Genomic DNA, 17380 nt, shown 5'->3' with positions numbered 1-17380 from the left:
TTACTCCTTACGCCTTTTCAACCTGAACGAGGTTTGTGTGGGATGGGTTGCCCTTCGCCAGCGGCGATGGACGCTGCGTAGTGAGAACGTTGATGCAGCCCGCCTGATCGATACGGTTCGCATCCGGGTTATACCAGGCCCCTTCCCCCAGCGCGACAACGCCAGGCATCATACGCGGAGTCACTTTAGCTTCGATATGCACTTCACCACGTTCGTTGAAGATACGTACGCGATCGCCATTACTAATGCCGCGCGCTTTCGCATCCATCGGGTTGATCCACATCTCCTGTCGGCAGGCCGCTTTCAGTACGTCAACGTTGCCGTAGGTGGAGTGAACACGCGCTTTGTAGTGGAAACCGGTCAACTGAAGCGGGAATTTCTCCGTCAGCGGATCGTTGTAGTTTTCGAAGCCTGGCGTATAAATCGGCAGCGGATCGATAACGTCCCCTTCCGGCAATTCCCACGTTGCGGCAATTTTTGCCAGCTCTTCGGAGTAGATCTCGATTTTGCCCGACGGCGTGGTCAGCGGATTGGCCTGCGGATCGTCGCGGAAGGCTTTATACGCCACGTGATGCCCTTCCGGATCGCGCTGCTTGTACATGCCCTGCTTGCGGAAGGTATCGAAGTCCGGCAGGTCAGGAATGGCTTTGCGTGAGAGCTCGTGCAGATGGCGCATCCACCCTTCCTGAGTACGTCCTTCAGTGAACTGCTGCTCAACGCCAAGACGTTTCGCCAGCTCGGAAGTCATCTCATAGATGGTTTTGCACTCGAAGCGCGGTTTGATGGCCTGGTCAGTGAAGATCACATAGGACATGTTGCCGCAGGAGGCATCCAGCGCGAAATCCATCTGCTCAGACGCGGTGCAGTCTGGGAGCAGAATATCGGCATACTTTGCCGATGAGGTCATGTGGCAGTCGATCACCACAATCATTTCGCACTTCTTATCGTCCTGCAAAATTTCATGGGTGCGGTTGATCTCTGAGTGCTGGTTGATCAGGCAGTTACCGGCATAGTTCCAGATCATTTTGATCGGCACGTCCAGCTTATCTTTGCCCCGAACACCGTCGCGCAGCGCGGTCATTTCCGGGCCGCGCTCGATCGCGTCTGTCCACATAAACATGGAGATGCTGGTCTGAACCGGGTTATCCAGCGTTGGCATACGTTCAAACGGTACTTCATACGAGCCTTCACGCGCCCCGCTATTACCGCCGTGAATACCGACGTTGCCAGTCAGTATCGAGAGCATAGAAATAGCGCGGGTGGCAATTTCGCCATTCGCGTGGCGCTGAGGTCCCCAGCCCTGGCAGATATAAGCCGGTTTGGTTGAACCAATTTCACGTGCCAGCTGAACAATACGTTCGACAGGAATGCCGGTGATAGTGGATGCCCACTCCGGGGTTTTCGCCACGCCGTCGCTGCCCTGGCCAAGAATATAGGCTTTATAGTGCCCGTTAGCCGGTGCGCTGGCTGGCAGCGTCTTCTCGTCGTAACCGACGCAGTATTTATCCAGGAACGGCTGGTCGACGAGGTTTTCAGTAATCATCACATACGCCAGCGCATTGACCAGCGCCGCGTCGGTACCAGGGCGAATAGGGATCCACTCGTCTTCACGCCCTGCGCCGGTATCGGTGTAGCGCGGATCGACGATGATCATTCGTGCGTTGGATTTGGCGCGCGCCTGCTCAAGGTAATAGGTTACCCCGCCGCCGCTCATGCGCGTTTCGCCTGGGTTGTTGCCGAACAACACCACCAGTTTACTGTTCTCGATATCCGACGGGCTGTTGCCGTCTGCCCAGCCGCCGTAGGTATAGTTCAGGCCCGCGGCAATCTGTGCGGAAGAGTAGTCGCCGTAATGATTGAGATAGCCGCCGCAGCAGTTCATCAGGCGCGCCACCAGCGTTTTACCCGGCGGCCAGGAACGGGTCATGGTGCCGCCAAGCGTCCCGGTGCCGTAGTTGAGGTAGATAGATTCGTTGCCGTACTCTTTGATCAGGCGCTGCATGTTGGTCGCGATAATATCGTAGGCTTCGTCCCAGCTAATGCGCTCGAACTTCCCTTCCCCACGCTTACCGACGCGCTTCATTGGGTATTTCAGACGATCCGGGTTATATACGCGACGGCGCATTGAGCGACCACGCAGACAGGCACGAACCTGATGTAACCCTTCGTAGTTATCATCGCCGGTATTGTCGGTTTCGACATATTTGATTTCACCGTCCACCACGTGCATACGCAGTGGGCAGCGGCTACCGCAGTTAACGGTACAGGCACTCCACACCACTTTTTCCGGGGCTGAAGCGGGAGACAGAGCCTCCGCCGCCGACGCCAGTCGGGTAAAGGGGAGCGTAAAGGCGCTGCTGGCAACCGCCAGACCACCTATTGCCGTGGTTTTCATCAACCCACGGCGAGTGACCTCGGCAGCCATTAACGCTTCAGGCGCTTTGATTTTCATAAAGACTCACTTTGGTTGCTCACAAAGAAAAGAGAGGCGGCGCAAACCGCTATGTAGTTTTATTTATAACGAATTACAACGTTATTGGTGTTTTATGCTGACTTTCGTTCGGAGGAGTATTACTACTTTAGAGGGATGGGTTATTGCTTCGTATCAAATCAGAGGCATAAAAAAAGCGCCCTGAGGCGCTTTTTTGTCTTAGAGCAAATAATTATCCGATGAACTGCTGGCCTTTCATGTAAGGGCGCAGCACTTCAGGGATCTCAATGCGCCCGTCAGCCTGCTGGTAGTTTTCCAGCACAGCAACCAGCGTACGGCCTACTGCCAGACCAGAACCGTTCAGGGTATGAACCAGACGGGTTTTCTTGTCAGATTTGCTGCGGCAACGCGCCTGCATACGACGCGCCTGGAAATCCCAGACGTTGGAGCAGGAGGAGATTTCGCGGTAGGTGTTCTGCGCAGGCACCCAGACTTCAAGGTCGAAGGTTTTGCAGGCACCGAAGCCCATGTCGCCGGTGCACAGCGCCATACGACGGTATGGTAGACCCAGCAGCTCCAGCACTTTTTCCGCGTGGCCGGTCATCTCTTCCAGCGCGTCCATAGACTCTTCCGGACGAACGATCTGCACCATCTCAACTTTATCGAACTGGTGCATACGGATCAGACCGCGCGTATCGCGACCGTAAGAACCGGCTTCAGAACGGAAACATGGAGAGTGCGCAGTCAGTTTGATTGGCAGATCGTCTTCGTCGATGATCTCATCACGCACAAGGTTGGTCAGCGGCACTTCCGCAGTTGGGATCAGCGCGTAGTTGCTGCTGTCAGCTTCCTCGTCCAGCGGACGGGTATGGAACAGATCGCCGGCAAATTTCGGCAGCTGGCCTGTACCGTACAGCGTATCGTGGTTAACCAGATACGGAACGTAGGTTTCGCTGTAGCCGTGCTGCTCGGTGTGCAGATCCAGCATGAACTGCGCCAGCGCGCGGTGCAGGTGAGCAATTTGCCCTTTCATTACCACGAAGCGAGAACCGGTCAGCTTAACCGCTGCCGCAAAGTCCAGGCCCGCGTGCATTTCGCCCAGCGTCACGTGATCGCGCACTTCGAAGTCAAACTCGCGAGGCGTACCCCAGCGTTTCACTTCAACGTTGTCGTTTTCGTCTTTGCCGACAGGCACGCTGTCGTCAGGAATGTTCGGGATCGCCAGAGCAATATCGCGAATTTCAGCCTGAAGAACGTCCAGTTCAGCTTTCGCCTGATCCAGCTCTTCACCCAGTTTGTTCACTTCCAGGCGTAATGGCTCAATATCTTCCCCGCGCGCTTTCGCCTGGCCAATGGATTTCGATCGAGAATTACGCTCTGCTTGCAGATTTTCAGTTTGTACCTGCAAAACTTTACGACGCTCTTCAAGAGCGCGCAGCTTATCTACATCCAGCTTAAAGCCCCGGCGTGCCAGTTTTTCAGCGACTGCGTCTGGCTCATTACGCAGCAGATTGGGATCGAGCATGCTTATCCTGTGCTTATCGAATTAAAAAAGGAAAAAGTGACCACAGCCTGCGGCCACAGAGATATATTGCCAACATTACCGCAACGATTGAACTAACGGTAGCGTTTTATAGGGCTATTTTGATCCTGTCCGGCAAGCCAGGCGAGCTTTTCGCCAATCTTACCCTCAAGACCTCTGTTTGTAGGGTGATAATAGCGGGTTTGTGCCATCTCCTGCGGGAAATACTCCTCCCCGGCGGCGTAGGCATTGGGTTCATCATGGGCGTAGCGATACTCCTGCCCGTAACCCATCTCTTTCATCAGCTTTGTAGGGGCATTGCGAAGGTGTACCGGAACGTCGTAATCCGGACGTTCACGTGCATCCGACATCGCCGCTTTGAAGGCGGTATACACTGCATTGCTTTTCGGTGCGCAGGCCAGATAGACAATAGCCTGAGCAATGGCGCGCTCACCCTCCGCAGGCCCGACTCGGGTAAAGCAGTCCCAGGCGGAAAGCGCGACCTGCATGGCGCGCGGATCGGCATTGCCGACGTCTTCCGACGCAATCGCCAGGCAGCGACGCGCGACATATAACGGATCGCCACCTGCGGTGATAATACGCGCATACCAGTAGAGCGCCGCATCCGGGGCGCTGCCGCGCACGGACTTATGTAATGCCGAGATCAGGTCGTAAAAACGATCGCCTTTATTATCGAAACGTGCGCTGCGCTCGCCGGCTATTTCGGTCAGCAGCTCCTGCTTTAGCACCCGCTTTCCGGCATCATCCACTTCGGCCATATCGGCCATCATTTCAAGCGTATTCAGTGCCCGACGCGCATCGCCGTTGACCAGTTCAGCGATCGCACGACGCGTCTCGTCCGGCAGAACGATATCCTGTCCGCCGTAACCCCGCGCTTTGTCCTCCATCGCCTGGGTCAGAACCTTTTCGATATCCTCTGTGGTCAGGGATTTAAGCAGGTAAACGCGGGCGCGGGAAAGCAGCGCGGAGTTGAGTTCAAACGACGGGTTTTCCGTGGTTGCGCCGATGAAGAAAATCGTGCCGTCTTCAATGTGCGGCAGAAACGCATCCTGCTGGCTCTTGTTGAAACGGTGGACTTCATCAACAAACAGAATGGTGCGGCGCCCGGCATTACGGTTTTGCCGTGCGCGCTCGATCGCCTCGCGGATCTCCTTCACGCCGGAGGTAACCGCCGAGATGCGCTCAACGTCCGCGTTAGCATAGCGGGCGATCACTTCAGCGAGGGTGGTTTTGCCGGTGCCGGGTGGCCCCCAGAGGATCATGGAGTGCAGATGCCCCGCCTCAATAGCGCGCGGCAAGGGTTTCCCCGCAGCCAGCAGGTGTTGCTGGCCGATGTACTGCGCTAAATTTTCTGGCCGCATACGGGCGGCCAGAGGTTGAAACGCATTATCTGAAAAATCGAGCGACAGGTTGCTCACTCATGCCTCTTACTTATTACGTTGGTCGTCCACCGTTACGCCCTGCGGCGGGGTAAAGGTGAATTTCGAAGCATCTACAGCGCCGTTTTGCTGAGACTTAAGCTGATAGCTACTGCGCTGATCGTCCTGCTCAACCGCGCCGAACTGATTGATGGTACCGTTGCTGCTCACGTTAATCGTGAACTGCTTCAGATTACCGTTGCTGCCTTTTGGCGTCAGGACGAACTCATCACCGTTTTGTTTGATGTTGTACTGCTGCCAGTCGCTGGACTGGTTACGGGCAATGAGCATAAACGGCGTATTGCTGGTCGCGTCTTTCAGCCAGGTGGCGGTTGCCTGCTCAACAAACGGGTTGTAGAACCACAAGGTTTTCCCGTCGGACACCAGCACGCTTTCATCAGGCTGGGTCATGTGCCAGTTGAAGAGATTCGGGCGTTTCACCCACAAATCCCCCTGACCTTCCTGCACCGCGTTGCCGCTGCCGTCAGTCACTTTTTGCGTGAAGCTGGCGTGGAAGCTGCTCACTTTATCCAGTCGGCTTTTAAGGTCGCTGGCTGCATCAGCCCAGACGCTGCTGGCAACAAAACTGGAGAGTAATGCACAGGCGATGGCGATTTTTTTCATTGTTATTCCTTAAAATACGTCTTCCCGATATGGGGGTTCCGTTTCTATTCTGGACCTGCCCGAAGGCAGGCGACAGAAGAATATGCTTAATTTTTGCTGATTTACCCTTCTTTGCAATCGCTGAAGGTTAATCAAAAGGCGGTGGTGCCAGCACCTCTCGGTTACCGTTATGCCCCTGTTCGCTCACAATACCCTGGGCTTCCATCTGCTCGATAATACGCGCCGCGCGGTTGTAGCCGATACGGAACTGGCGCTGGACGCCGGAGATAGACGCCTTACGTTTTTCGGTGACGAAATTAACCGCCTGGTCAAATAACGGATCCAGTTCTTCGCCGCCGTCAAAACCACCGCCGCCACCTTCGCTTTCACTGTCGGAGGTGATGCCGTCAACGTATTGCGGCCGCCCGCGCGCTTTCCAGTCCTGTACCACCGCATGCACTTCCTGGTCGCGAACAAACGCACCGTGGACACGCACCGGCGAGGTGGAGTTCGGGCCGGAATAGAGCATATCACCCATTCCCAGCAGCGACTCTGCACCGCCCTGGTCAAGGATAGTACGCGAGTCAATTTTACTCGACACGGTAAACGCGATACGGGTCGGGATGTTTGCCTTAATAAGACCGGTGATAACGTCTACGGACGGACGCTGCGTTGCCAGTACCAGGTGGATGCCCGCCGCACGCGCTTTCTGTGCCAGACGCGCAATCAGCTCTTCCACTTTCTTACCAACGGTCATCATCAGGTCGGCAAATTCATCCACCAGCACCACGATGTAAGGCAGTTTTTCCAGCACCGGATGCTGGGCATCCATGCTGTCACCCGGCTTCCAGTATGGGTCCGGAATCGGACGGCCCATACGCGCCGCCTCGGCGATTTTCTCGTTATAACCGGCCAGGTTACGCACGCCCAGCGCCGACATCAGCTTGTAGCGACGCTCCATTTCATTGACGCTCCAGCGCAATGCGTTGGCGGCGTCCTTCATGTCGGTCACCACTTCCGTTAACAGGTGCGGAATGCCTTCGTAGACGGACAGTTCAAGCATTTTCGGGTCGATCATGATGAAACGCACATCTTCAGGCTGCGCTTTGTAGAGCATACTGAGGATCATGGCGTTCACCCCGACTGATTTACCGGAGCCGGTGGTACCCGCAACCAGCAGATGCGGCATCTTCGCGAGATCGGCAACCACCGGATCGCCGGCGATATCTTTACCCAGCACCACGGTCAGCGGGGACGGGTTGTCGCGGAATTTGGTGTTATCCAGAACTTCACGCAGATAAACGGTCTGGCGTTTCTTGTTTGGCAGCTCAAGGCCAACGTAAGGCTTACCTGGGATCACCTCCACCACGCGTACCGCCACGGTCGACAGAGAACGCGCCAGGTCACGGGACAGGTTAGAAATACGTGCCGCTTTTACGCCTGGCGCCAGATTCAGTTCGAAACGGGTGATCACCGGGCCAGGTGAGTAGTTCACCACGTCCGCTTTAATACGGAAGTCAGCCAGACGCGCTTCCACCAGACGGGCCATCTGTTCAAGGGCAAAGGTATCCACCGGCTCGACTTCCGCTGGCGGCGGCGTTAACAGATCCAGCGACGGCAGCGGCGTACTTGGTCGTTGCAGCGGACGGCTGTCTCCGTTACGCATCAGCAGCGGGTGAATCAGGCTTTCCTGCGGCTGTGGTGCTGGCTGCTGGAACTGCGGCTGCGGCGGTTGGGCAGGCGTCTGCGGCTGAGCATACGCCTGTGGCGCCGGTTGTTGCGGCTGCGCGTAAACCTGTGGCGGAGGCGACTGACGCACCGGTTCCGCTTCTGGCATCACGCTCGGCGTGAACAGCGGTTCGCTTGGGCCATCATCCACCAGATCTTTCATTGGTGAGAATTCGAAATCCGACAGCGAGAACGGGTTTGCCCCCGAAGGCTGCTCACCGGAATAACGCTGCTGCTGCGTAGCGGCAAACTGGCGCGCCAGCTCCGCTTCAGCCGCATCATCATCCTCCTGGTGTGAAGGCACGTCGTGCTGATACTCGTCGCCGTAGCGCTGATTCTGCTGGGCGGCAAACTGACGCGCCAGCTCGTCCTGATGCAGTTCGTCGGCATCATCTTCGTAGTCAGAACCACGCGCTTTCTCTTCCGCCATACGCTGGGAAGGCAGTTTAATGCCATAAGAGGCCAGCTCCCGGCGAGTCGGCACGCGCACGCGGTTAGGGCGCGGCAATTGTGGACCAATGCCCTCTTTCACCTGAGGACGCGGCGCACCGTCGGTTGCCGGGCTGAATAGCGGAGCGGACGCGGCAGCGGCTGCCGTTGCCTGCTTCACGGTTTCTGCTCCTGACGCAACGGCTGGCGCTGGGTCTACAGGTGCAACGCTCGCAGAAGGCGCTTTTACAACAGGCTCCTGCACCGGCTCAGGCACGGGCTGATACCAGGCGGCAAGCTGCTCGCGCTCACGGGCACGGCGCTCTTCCACTTCTTCAAAATAGTACAATGGCGGACGGGATGGCTTCGCTTCCTCCACCACTTCGGGTTCAGACACCGGCGCAACATATGGCTGTTCAGGCACAGCGGGTTCGGGCGTATAAGCCTGATACGGCTGTTGCGGCTCGCTGGCAGGCTCAGAGGGATGATACGATTGCTGACACTGTTCCTGCTGCACAGGAATATAGCTTTCAGGCTCCGGCGCAATGGTCGGTTCAGCCGTATGGACGCCTGGCGCAGTCTGCCAGTCCACCTGCGGTTGCTGGATCGCGGACTCCGGTGCCGGAACAGGCGAGGACGGCATCACGGCTTCAACAGGCGCAACATGGGCCTGCGCAGCCGTCGTTGCGGCAGCAGCAGCGGCTACCGGTTCAGTCACGGAATGACCATGCAACAGCGGATCGTATTCGTCATACTCACCCGGCGTAGCTCGATGACCAGAGAACAACACATCATCAGGATCGACGGCCGCACCGCGATACTCAATCTGCTCGTCTTCATCCATACGTTTGCCGGAGAAAAGCGCGGCATCCGTTTTACGGCCTAACGGGTTAGCGAATTTTTCAGCAACGCGCTGGCGGCGTGCCAGAGCACCGCGCAGAATACGGGCACGGCGGGATTCACGGCGCTGTACAGGTGCCTCGTCTTCCTCTTCGTATTCATCTTCATATTCGTCTTCATCGACCCACGTATCATCACGACGGGTACGATTGCTGGCAAACGTCAGCAGAGTCAGAATAAAGCTGCCGATTTTTTCGGCAATGCTCACCCAGGACCAGCCGGTAAACAGCGTCAGGCCCGCCGCCCAGATGCAGAGCAGCGCCAGCGTGCCGCCGCTGCTGTGAAGCATCGGTTGCAGCGCGGAGCTCAACAGGCTGCCAATCACACCGCCGGAGGCGAAATACCAGATGTCATCGGCATTGATCGCCGCCAGTCCGCAGGAGGTGAGGATCAGCGCCAGGGCGCCAATCAGGCGCAGCGAAACGGCAAAATAATCGATGTAGTCGTCGTTCTGTCGATGACGCCAGGCAAACCAGCATCCGCCAATAATGATGACAGGAAGGGTATAGGCCATCACACCGAAAATGAAGAAGAGCGTGTCCGCAAGCCAGGCGCCGGGAACGCCACCCAAATTATGGATAGGCTCATGCCATGCGGTTTGCGACCAGCTGGGATCTGAGGGGTTGAAACTGAGTAAGGCAGCCATCAGCCAGACGGCAAAAAGGGCAATAACAATCAGTAACGCCTCAAGGAGACGACGTCCGCTGCTTAGCTTAGATAATGTGACTTCTTTGTCTTCAGTGTATTCCTGGCTCAAGAAAGGCTCTCCAGGTATCAGGCATGTCCTGCCTGTGTGCTAAAACGGACAACAGCGCCGGGACTCCCCGGCACTGTTGCTGTATGGATTAACAGGAGTGTAATCAAACTACACTGATTTTGCACCTGTTCCGTGTTAGCGCGTCTTAATAACCAGACGATTGCTCTGTTTGACCTCTTCCATCACCACATAAGTACGGGTGTCGTTCACGCCTGGCAGACGCAGCAGGGTTTCCCCCAGCAGCTTACGGTAGGCGGACATATCAGGCACACGGGTTTTTAACAGGTAGTCAAAATCACCGGAAACCAGATGACACTCTTGAATTTCTTCAAGTTTTTGTACAGCGGCGTTAAATTGCTCAAACACATCTGGTGCACCACGATTCAGAGTAATCTCAACAAATACCAGAAGTGAGGCATCCAGATAATGCGGGTTCAGCAGAGCCGTATAGCCCTGAATAAAACCCTGTCTTTCCAGTCGACGCACACGCTCAAGGCACGGCGTCGGGGAAAGTCCCACACGTTTTGAAAGCTCGACGTTGGAAATACGCCCATCCTTTTGCAATTCATTAAGAATGTTACGATCGATACGGTCGAGATCTTTGCCAGGGCGCTTCTTGCTATCTACCATTATTATTGTCTCTCTGTATTCCTTCCCTACTCCTGCCTGGACCCTGTGCACATCACTGTTCAGAGCCTGTACCCGTTATTCATCACATCGCCTGGTTATGTATTAGACGCGATGTGGATTCGGGTTCTGCGGTAAGAAGACCGTTGCCCGAAAGCAGTCACAGACATCACGTATGGCGTCTGTCCACACCATGCGTAGATTTCACTGACCCGGTAAAAATGGCATTTCCGTGCATGTCTATGCGGCATGCAGTTCGTGCGTCTTTTTTTCTTCCTTGAATGTTTTCGCAAAAGCGCAGGGGATTGTCAAAGCAAAACATCGATTTTTAGTACAAGATGCCGGATATTCATTACGGAGGGGTATTAATCCTCATTTTATTGCCTTATAAACGCGCTGTTTTCAGTAGCAGACGTGATGTGACCGCCTCTGACCCATAGGGCGCGTCTATTGCATATATCGGAAGCAAAACTGCCGTGCTCTTTTTTTACGGCAACAAATTCCCTACAATCCAGCCCATTGCCTGCCAACAACAATGGGGATCTCATGGGCACGACCAAACACAGTAAGCTGCTAATCCTTGGATCTGGACCTGCGGGTTATACCGCAGCGGTCTATGCTGCACGCGCTAACCTGCAACCGGTACTGATCACCGGGATGGAAAAAGGCGGTCAGTTGACCACCACCACGGAAGTGGAAAACTGGCCGGGCGACCCGAACGACCTGACCGGGCCGCTGCTGATGGAGCGCATGCACGAGCATGCCGCCAAATTCGAAACCGAAATCCTGTTCGACCACATCAATAAAGTGGATTTGCAGAACCGTCCGTTCCGCCTGACGGGTGACAGCGGCGAATACACCTGCGATGCGCTGATCATCGCCACCGGCGCCTCTGCCCGCTATCTCGGTCTGCCGTCTGAAGAAGCGTTCAAAGGCCGCGGCGTGTCAGCCTGCGCGACCTGCGACGGTTTCTTCTATCGCAACCAGAAAGTTGCGGTGATCGGCGGCGGCAACACCGCTGTGGAAGAAGCGCTGTATCTGGCAAATATTGCCTCAGAAGTACACCTGATCCACCGTCGCGACACCTTCCGCGCGGAGAAGATCCTGATCAAACGCCTGATGGACAAAGTGGCGAGCGGTAACATTGTGCTGCATACCAACCGTACGCTGGAAGAAGTAACTGGCGATCAGATGGGCGTGGCGGGACTGCGTATCCGTGATACCCAGAACACCGATAACGTCGAAACGCTGGAAGTGGCAGGCCTGTTTGTGGCAATCGGTCACAGCCCGAACACGGCTATCTTTGAAGGTCAGCTGGAGCTGGAGAACGGCTACATTAAAGTGCAGTCTGGCATTCACGGCAACGCCACCCAGACCAGCGTTCCGGGTGTCTTCGCAGCTGGTGACGTGATGGACCATATTTATCGTCAGGCGATCACCTCTGCGGGCACCGGTTGTATGGCCGCGCTGGACGCAGAACGCTATCTGGACGGGCTGGCTGAACAAGGTAAATAATCTTTACAAGTCAGTAACAAACGTAAATAAAGGCGGCCACTGGTCGCCTTTATTTTTGCTCACGTGTAACATGCAGATGTCTAATTTCTTATAACGTCACCTGCAAAGTACGCAATGGAAAAAACCCGTCAACAAGAGTTAACCCGCTGGCTGAAACAGCAAAGCGTTCTGTCCCGCCGCTGGCTTATGATTTCCCGCGTTCTGGGATTTATCAGCGGTCTGTTGATTGTTGCCCAGGCATGGCTGCTGGCCCGCATTCTCAACCATATGATCATGGAGAACATCCCGCGCGAAGCGCTGCTGTTGCCGTTTATCGTTCTGGCGCTGGTTTTCGTTCTGCGTGCGTGGGTGGTCTGGCTGCGCGAGCGGGTTGGGTTCCATGCCGGGCAGCACATCCGCTATGAGATCCGCCGCAAGGTGCTCGATCGGCTTTCAGAAGCCGGGCCTGCGTGGATCCAGGGCAAGCCGGCCGGTAGCTGGGCGACGCTGATCCTTGAGCAAATCGACGATATGCACGATTACTACGCGCGTTATCTTCCGCAGATGGCGCTGGCGGTGTTTGTGCCTCTGATGATTGTTATCGCCATCTTCCCGGTTAACTGGGTGGCGGCGCTGATCCTGCTGGGGACCGCCCCGCTGATCCCGCTGTTTATGGCGATGGTCGGCATGGGCGCGGCTGATGCTAACCGCCGCAACTTCCTGGCGCTGGGTCGGTTGAGCGGTCATTTCCTGGACCGTCTGCGCGGTATGGAAACCCTGCGGATCTTTGGTCGTGGTGAAGCGGAAACCGAAAACATTCGCCTGGCGTCGCAGGATTTTCGTCAGCGCACCATGGAAGTGTTGCGCATGGCCTTTCTCTCTTCTGGCGTACTTGAATTTTTCACCTCCCTGTCGATTGCGCTGGTGGCGGTTTACTTTGGTTTCTCCTACCTCGGCGCGCTGGACTTTGGTCACTACGGTACGGCGGTTACGCTTTCCGCTGGGTTCCTGGCGCTGATCCTGGCCCCGGAATTTTTCCAGCCGCTTCGCGATCTCGGCACCTTTTACCATGCCAAAGCGCAGGCGGTGGGTGCTGCCGACAGCCTGAAAACCTTCATGGAAACGCCGCTGGCGCATCCGGAGCGTGGTGAGGTAACGCTGAATACGAACGATCCGGTGACCATTGAAGCACAGGATTTTTCTGTTCTGTCGCCTGAAGGCAAAGTACTGGCCGGTCCGCTGAACTTTACCCTGCCTGCCGGGCAACGTGTGGTGCTGGTGGGTACCAGCGGCTCAGGTAAAAGCTCATTGTTGAATGCGCTTTCAGGTTTTATGGCGTACACCGGATCGCTGCGTATCAACAAAACGGAGCTGCGCGAGCTCGATCCTGATGCCTGGCGTAAACAGCTAAGCTGGGTGGGGCAAAACCCGCAGCTGCCAGCTCCGACGCTTCGCGAGAATGTGCTGCTGGCACGCCCGGATGCGCGTGACGATGAGCTGCAATCGGTCCTCGACCGCGCCTGGGTCAGCGAGTTTCTGCCGCTGCTTGCGCAGGGTATCGATACCGTCATTGGCGATCAGTCTGCCGGGCTGTCAGTAGGCCAGGCACAGCGCGTCGCGGTTGCCCGTGCGCTGCTGAACCCCTCTTCGCTAATGCTGCTGGACGAACCCGCCGCCAGCCTGGACGCTCACAGCGAGCAGCGCGTGATGGATGCGCTTAACGCAGCCTCACGCCAGCAAACCACCCTGATGGTGACTCACCAGCTGGAAGGTATTGCCGACTGGGATCAGATCTGGGTGATGGAAAACGGACACATTGTTGAGCAAGGCGATTACGCCGCGCTTGTTGCCGCGCAGGGGCCGTTTGCGACCCTGCTGGCGAACCGTCAGGAGGATATCTGATGCGCGCCCTGCTTCCGTATCTTGCACTGTATAAACGCCACAAATGGATGCTGACGCTCGGGATCGTGCTGGCGATCGTCACGCTGCTGGCCAGCATCGGTCTGCTTACGCTTTCCGGCTGGTTCCTCTCCGCGTCTGCGGCCGCAGGCTTTGCCGGGCTGTACAGCTTTAACTACATGCTGCCTGCCGCCGGGGTGCGCGGTACGGCGATTACGCGAACTGCCGGGCGCTACTTCGAGCGTCTGGTCAGCCACGACGCGACCTTCCGCGTGCTGCAACACCTGCGTATTTATACGTTCAGCAAACTGCTACCCCTCTCCCCTGCCGGGCTGGCACGTTTTCGACAGGGCGAATTACTCAACCGCGTGGTCGCAGATGTGGATACGCTGGATCACCTCTATCTGCGCGTCATTTCACCCATGGTGGGCGCGTTTGTGGTGATTGTCGTGGTCACGCTGGGGTTGAGTTTCCTGGATGTTCCCATCGCACTGACGCTCGGCGGCATCATGCTGATGACGCTGATTATTCTGCCACCCCTGTTTTATCGTGCAGGTAAAACCACCGGGGAAAACCTGACGCGCCTGCGCGGAGAATACCGCCAGCAGCTCACCGCCTGGTTGCAGGGACAGGCCGAGCTCACCCTTTTTGGCGCCAGCAAGCGCTACCGCGCCCGCATGGAAAATACGGAGCTGAACTGGCATGAAGCCCAGCGTCGCCAGTCTGAACTGACCGCTTTCTCCCAGGCGCTGATGATGTTAATTGGTGGGATTGCCGTAATCGCCATGCTCTGGATGGCCTCCGGTGGCGTGGGCGATAACGCGCAGCCTGGCCCGCTAATTGCGCTGTTTGTTTTCTGTGCCCTGGCAGCCTTTGAAGCCTTAGCCCCGGTTACGGGCGCCTTTCAGCATCTCGGCCAGGTGATTGCCTCTGCGCTGCGCATTACGGATATTGCCGAGCAGGAGCCGGAAGTGAAGTTCAGCGCGGGTCAAACCGCTGTGCCGGAGCAGGTCGCGCTGACGCTCAGCAATGTCACTTTCGCCTACGACAAGCCGGCGCAAAACGCGCTGGAAGACATCACCCTTTCTGTTGATGCCGGGCAGCGCATTGCGATCCTTGGCCGTACGGGATGTGGAAAATCGACACTTCTGCAACTTCTCACGCGCGCGTGGGACCCACAGCAGGGCGAGATTCGGTTTAACGACGTTCCGCTGTCTGGTTTTAGCGAAGCGGCCTTGCGTAAAACGGTCAGCGTCGTGCCCCAGCGGGTGCATCTGTTCAGCGCTACGCTGCGCGATAATCTTCTTCTGGCGGCACCAGACGCCTCCGACGATACGCTGCGGGCAATGCTGGAGCAGGTTGGGCTGCACAAGCTGCTTGAAGACGATGGCTTGAACAGCTGGCTGGGTGAAGGGGGTCGACAGCTTTCCGGTGGCGAACTGCGTCGTCTGGCCATTGCGCGTGCGCTGCTGCACGATGCGCCGCTGATGTTGCTGGATGAACCGACAGAAGGACTGGATGCCACGACTGAGAGTCAAATCCTTGATTTACTGGCGAATGTGATGAAAGGTAAAACCGTACTGATGGTCACGCACCGTCTGCGCGGGCTGGTGAATTTCGATCAGATAATTGTGATGGACAACGGACACATAATTGAGCAAGGTAGTCACGCAGAGCTGCTGGCAAAACAGGGTCGCTACTACCAGTTTAAACAGCGCCTGTAGACTATATTTGTAGCGTCCTCTCTCGCGTACTGGAGTTCTGTTGTCATGCGCCTGGTGCAGCTTTCTCGCCATAATATTGCGTTCCCTTCACCGGAGGGGGCGCTGCGTGAACCTAACGGCTTGCTGGCTCTGGGCGGCGATCTCAGCCCGGCACGGCTCTTAATGGCTTACCAGCGCGGCATCTTCCCTTGGTTTTCGCCTGGCGACCCGATCTTATGGTGGTCTCCCGACCCGCGAGCCGTGCTGTGGCCTGGGCAGTTTCACCTGAGCCGCAGCATGAAGCGGTTTCATGCAAAATCACCCTTTCGCGTCACGCTCAATCACGCCTTCGGCCAGGTTATCGAAGGCTGCGCTGAAGATCGTCATGAAGGCACCTGGATAACCCGCGATATCATTATCGCCTACCACCAGCTTCATGAGCTGGGCTACGCGCACTCTATTGAAGTATGGAAAGAGGATAACCTCGTCGGCGGAATGTACGGCGTGGCGCAGGGCACGCTGTTCTGCGGCGAGTCGATGTTCTCCCGTGCCACGAATGCGTCAAAAACCGCGCTGCTGGTGTTTAGCGAGGAATTTGCCCGACGTGGCGGACGGCTGATGGATTGTCAGGTGCTGAATGAGCACACCGCCTCGCTCGGCGCCGTTGAAATCTCCCGCCGACACTATATCGAACACCTTGAACAATGCCGAAAAGAGACCCTTCCACGCGATTTTTGGGTTCCCAGAGCGCTCTTTATGCCCAATGCCTAAATGTTTTCCGCATATTTTTTATGAGGGTGTTATAATTATGCCGCAGAGTAGCTTCTGCCTGTTGCCCCGCCGCCGTTTGGGACCCTCGCTTCAGATAACGTCCTGACGTTTATCCTGTCGTCTCCCCTTTACGAATGCGCTTTCCGTTCGGTTATACCGTGACGCTTGGGCAATACGCTGAGACTGTTTTGCTGCGTTTTAAACGCGCAATTCTTTACTTAATTGAGGAATTTCGGCATTATCTTGCCGGTTCAAAACTTGGTAGTGATACCCCAGAGGATTAGATGGCCAAAGAAGACAATATTGAAATGCAGGGTACCGTACTTGATACGTTGCCTAATACCATGTTTCGCGTAGAACTGGAAAACGGTCACGTGGTAACTGCGCACATCTCCGGTAAAATGCGCAAAAACTATATCCGCATTTTGACGGGCGACAAAGTGACTGTTGAACTGACCCCGTACGACCTGAGCAAAGGCCGCATTGTCTTCCGTAGTCGCTAATTGTTTTCGCCTGTAATGGCAGATGAATATTTAAAAGGTCGGGATATTCCCGGCCTTTTTTATTTATGGTCTTAGTGTGGCTGTGTCGGCAGATGTATAGTCATGCACGGGTTCATAGGTACGATTAAATCTTCAGCTATCGCGTGGGTAATGTCATGCAGCAGTCCCGTCAGGTGCGGCAGCATATCGCGGTCAACATGCGATACCAGCAGCACATGGTTTAACGCCCGGCAGTAGTCGCATTTCGTTTCGGTATCTTCCAGCAGCCACTCTTTTTGTCGCGGTTGCTCCGCGTCGTCCTCAAATTCAACCACCTGAAAATCACGCATTGACTCTGTGAGGCCGGATTTCACCTCTTCCAGGTAGGCTCCGAGGCAACGGCAAACGGGCTGCGTTTGCGGAAGTGATTTGCAGTCGAGGAGGATTTCGGTGAGCAGTTTGCAGCGCTCGGCCAGGGTGGGGAGAGCGGGGTTGAGTGAGAGTTCAGTGTAGAAATGGGCGAAATTGTTTTCTGTATTCATTGGGTAATTCCTTCACACACTTTGAATTTACCACCGCAGGAAACGCCAATTTG

At 56.1% G+C, this 17380-nt stretch carries 12 protein-coding genes; 5 read left to right on the top strand and 7 right to left on the bottom strand.

Annotated features, from left to right (window positions below; all coding sequences use genetic code 11):
* Window positions 1–7 precede the first annotated feature (7 nt).
* From dmsA to lrp, 6 genes are all read right to left on the bottom strand, one after another.
* On the bottom strand, window positions 8–2452 hold the full coding sequence (dmsA, locus tag SK47_RS06850; RefSeq protein ID WP_048243708.1) for a dimethylsulfoxide reductase subunit A: 2445 nt from the start codon (window positions 2450–2452) through the stop codon (window positions 8–10).
* Window positions 2453–2663: 211 nt separating this feature from the next.
* Entirely contained in the window at window positions 2664–3956 is a 1293-nt protein-coding gene (gene serS / locus SK47_RS06845) for a serine--tRNA ligase (protein WP_003858266.1), read from the bottom strand.
* Between the two features lie 92 nt (window positions 3957–4048).
* The gene (gene rarA, locus SK47_RS06840) at window positions 4049–5392 is read right to left on the bottom strand and encodes a replication-associated recombination protein RarA (RefSeq protein ID WP_032608957.1); all 1344 of its coding nucleotides are present in this window, start codon (window positions 5390–5392) and stop codon (window positions 4049–4051) included.
* A 9-nt stretch (window positions 5393–5401) separates the two neighbouring features.
* Window positions 5402–6016, bottom strand: a complete 615-nt coding sequence (gene lolA, locus SK47_RS06835; protein WP_003858270.1) for an outer membrane lipoprotein periplasmic chaperone LolA — start codon at window positions 6014–6016, stop codon at window positions 5402–5404.
* Between the two features lie 127 nt (window positions 6017–6143).
* A complete protein-coding gene (locus SK47_RS06830; protein ID WP_048243706.1) occupies window positions 6144–9809 on the bottom strand; it encodes a DNA translocase FtsK 4TM domain-containing protein in 3666 nt (1221 codons plus the stop codon).
* Between the two features lie 135 nt (window positions 9810–9944).
* Entirely contained in the window at window positions 9945–10439 is a 495-nt protein-coding gene (lrp, locus tag SK47_RS06825; protein WP_000228469.1) for a leucine-responsive transcriptional regulator Lrp, read from the bottom strand.
* Between the two features lie 543 nt (window positions 10440–10982).
* On the opposite strand from lrp, the gene trxB reads away from it, so the two are divergent.
* The 5 genes from trxB to infA all read left to right on the top strand — a co-directional run bounded on the left by trxB (window position 10983) and on the right by infA (window position 16806).
* Complete coding sequence (trxB, locus tag SK47_RS06820) at window positions 10983–11951, top strand: thioredoxin-disulfide reductase (RefSeq protein WP_003858303.1); 969 nt, start codon at window positions 10983–10985, stop codon at window positions 11949–11951.
* 114 nt (window positions 11952–12065) lie between these two features.
* Window positions 12066–13832: a heme ABC transporter permease/ATP-binding protein CydD gene (gene cydD / locus SK47_RS06815; RefSeq protein ID WP_023324401.1), complete on the top strand. Its 1767-nt coding sequence runs from the start codon at window positions 12066–12068 to the stop codon at window positions 13830–13832.
* Window positions 13832–15553 (top strand): heme ABC transporter ATP-binding protein/permease CydC, encoded by a 1722-nt coding sequence (cydC, locus tag SK47_RS06810; protein ID WP_023315743.1) that lies wholly within the window; start codon window positions 13832–13834, stop codon window positions 15551–15553. Before cydD ends, cydC begins: the two co-directional genes overlap by 1 nt.
* A 45-nt stretch (window positions 15554–15598) precedes the next feature.
* Window positions 15599–16303 carry a leucyl/phenylalanyl-tRNA--protein transferase gene (aat, locus tag SK47_RS06805; protein ID WP_032608953.1) on the top strand — a complete coding sequence of 235 codons (705 nt, stop codon included), beginning with the start codon at window positions 15599–15601 and terminating at the stop codon, window positions 16301–16303.
* 284 nt (window positions 16304–16587) lie between these two features.
* On the top strand, window positions 16588–16806 hold the full coding sequence (infA, locus tag SK47_RS06800; protein ID WP_002211347.1) for a translation initiation factor IF-1: 219 nt from the start codon (window positions 16588–16590) through the stop codon (window positions 16804–16806).
* Between the two features lie 71 nt (window positions 16807–16877).
* On the opposite strand, the gene SK47_RS06795 is transcribed toward infA, so the two are convergent.
* A complete protein-coding gene (locus SK47_RS06795; protein ID WP_048243704.1) occupies window positions 16878–17327 on the bottom strand; it encodes a hypothetical protein in 450 nt (149 codons plus the stop codon).
* Window positions 17328–17380 lie beyond the last annotated feature (53 nt).

It is taken from the genome of Enterobacter sp. BWH52 (assembly GCF_001037565.1).
Classification (GTDB): Bacteria; Pseudomonadota; Gammaproteobacteria; order Enterobacterales; family Enterobacteriaceae; genus Enterobacter; species Enterobacter hormaechei_C.
This window is presented reverse-complemented; position numbering and strand designations above follow the sequence as displayed.

Bases quoted from the DNA above. Each gene is read 5' to 3' on its own strand.
- cydD (WP_023324401.1), top strand. From the start codon at position 12,066: ATGGAAAAAACCCGTCAACAAGAGTTAACCCGCTGGCTGAAACAGCAA.
- cydC (WP_023315743.1), top strand. From the start codon at position 13,832: ATGCGCGCCCTGCTTCCGTATCTTGCACTGTATAAACGCCACAAATGG.
- aat (WP_032608953.1), top strand. From the start codon at position 15,599: ATGCGCCTGGTGCAGCTTTCTCGCCATAATATTGCGTTCCCTTCACCG.
- infA (WP_002211347.1), top strand. From the start codon at position 16,588: ATGGCCAAAGAAGACAATATTGAAATGCAGGGTACCGTACTTGATACG.
- SK47_RS06795 (WP_048243704.1), bottom strand. From the start codon at position 17,327: ATGAATACAGAAAACAATTTCGCCCATTTCTACACTGAACTCTCACTC.
- serS (WP_003858266.1), bottom strand. From the start codon at position 3,956: ATGCTCGATCCCAATCTGCTGCGTAATGAGCCAGACGCAGTCGCTGAA.
- dmsA (WP_048243708.1), bottom strand. From the start codon at position 2,452: ATGAAAATCAAAGCGCCTGAAGCGTTAATGGCTGCCGAGGTCACTCGC.
- trxB (WP_003858303.1), top strand. From the start codon at position 10,983: ATGGGCACGACCAAACACAGTAAGCTGCTAATCCTTGGATCTGGACCT.
- lrp (WP_000228469.1), bottom strand. From the start codon at position 10,439: ATGGTAGATAGCAAGAAGCGCCCTGGCAAAGATCTCGACCGTATCGAT.
- lolA (WP_003858270.1), bottom strand. From the start codon at position 6,016: ATGAAAAAAATCGCCATCGCCTGTGCATTACTCTCCAGTTTTGTTGCC.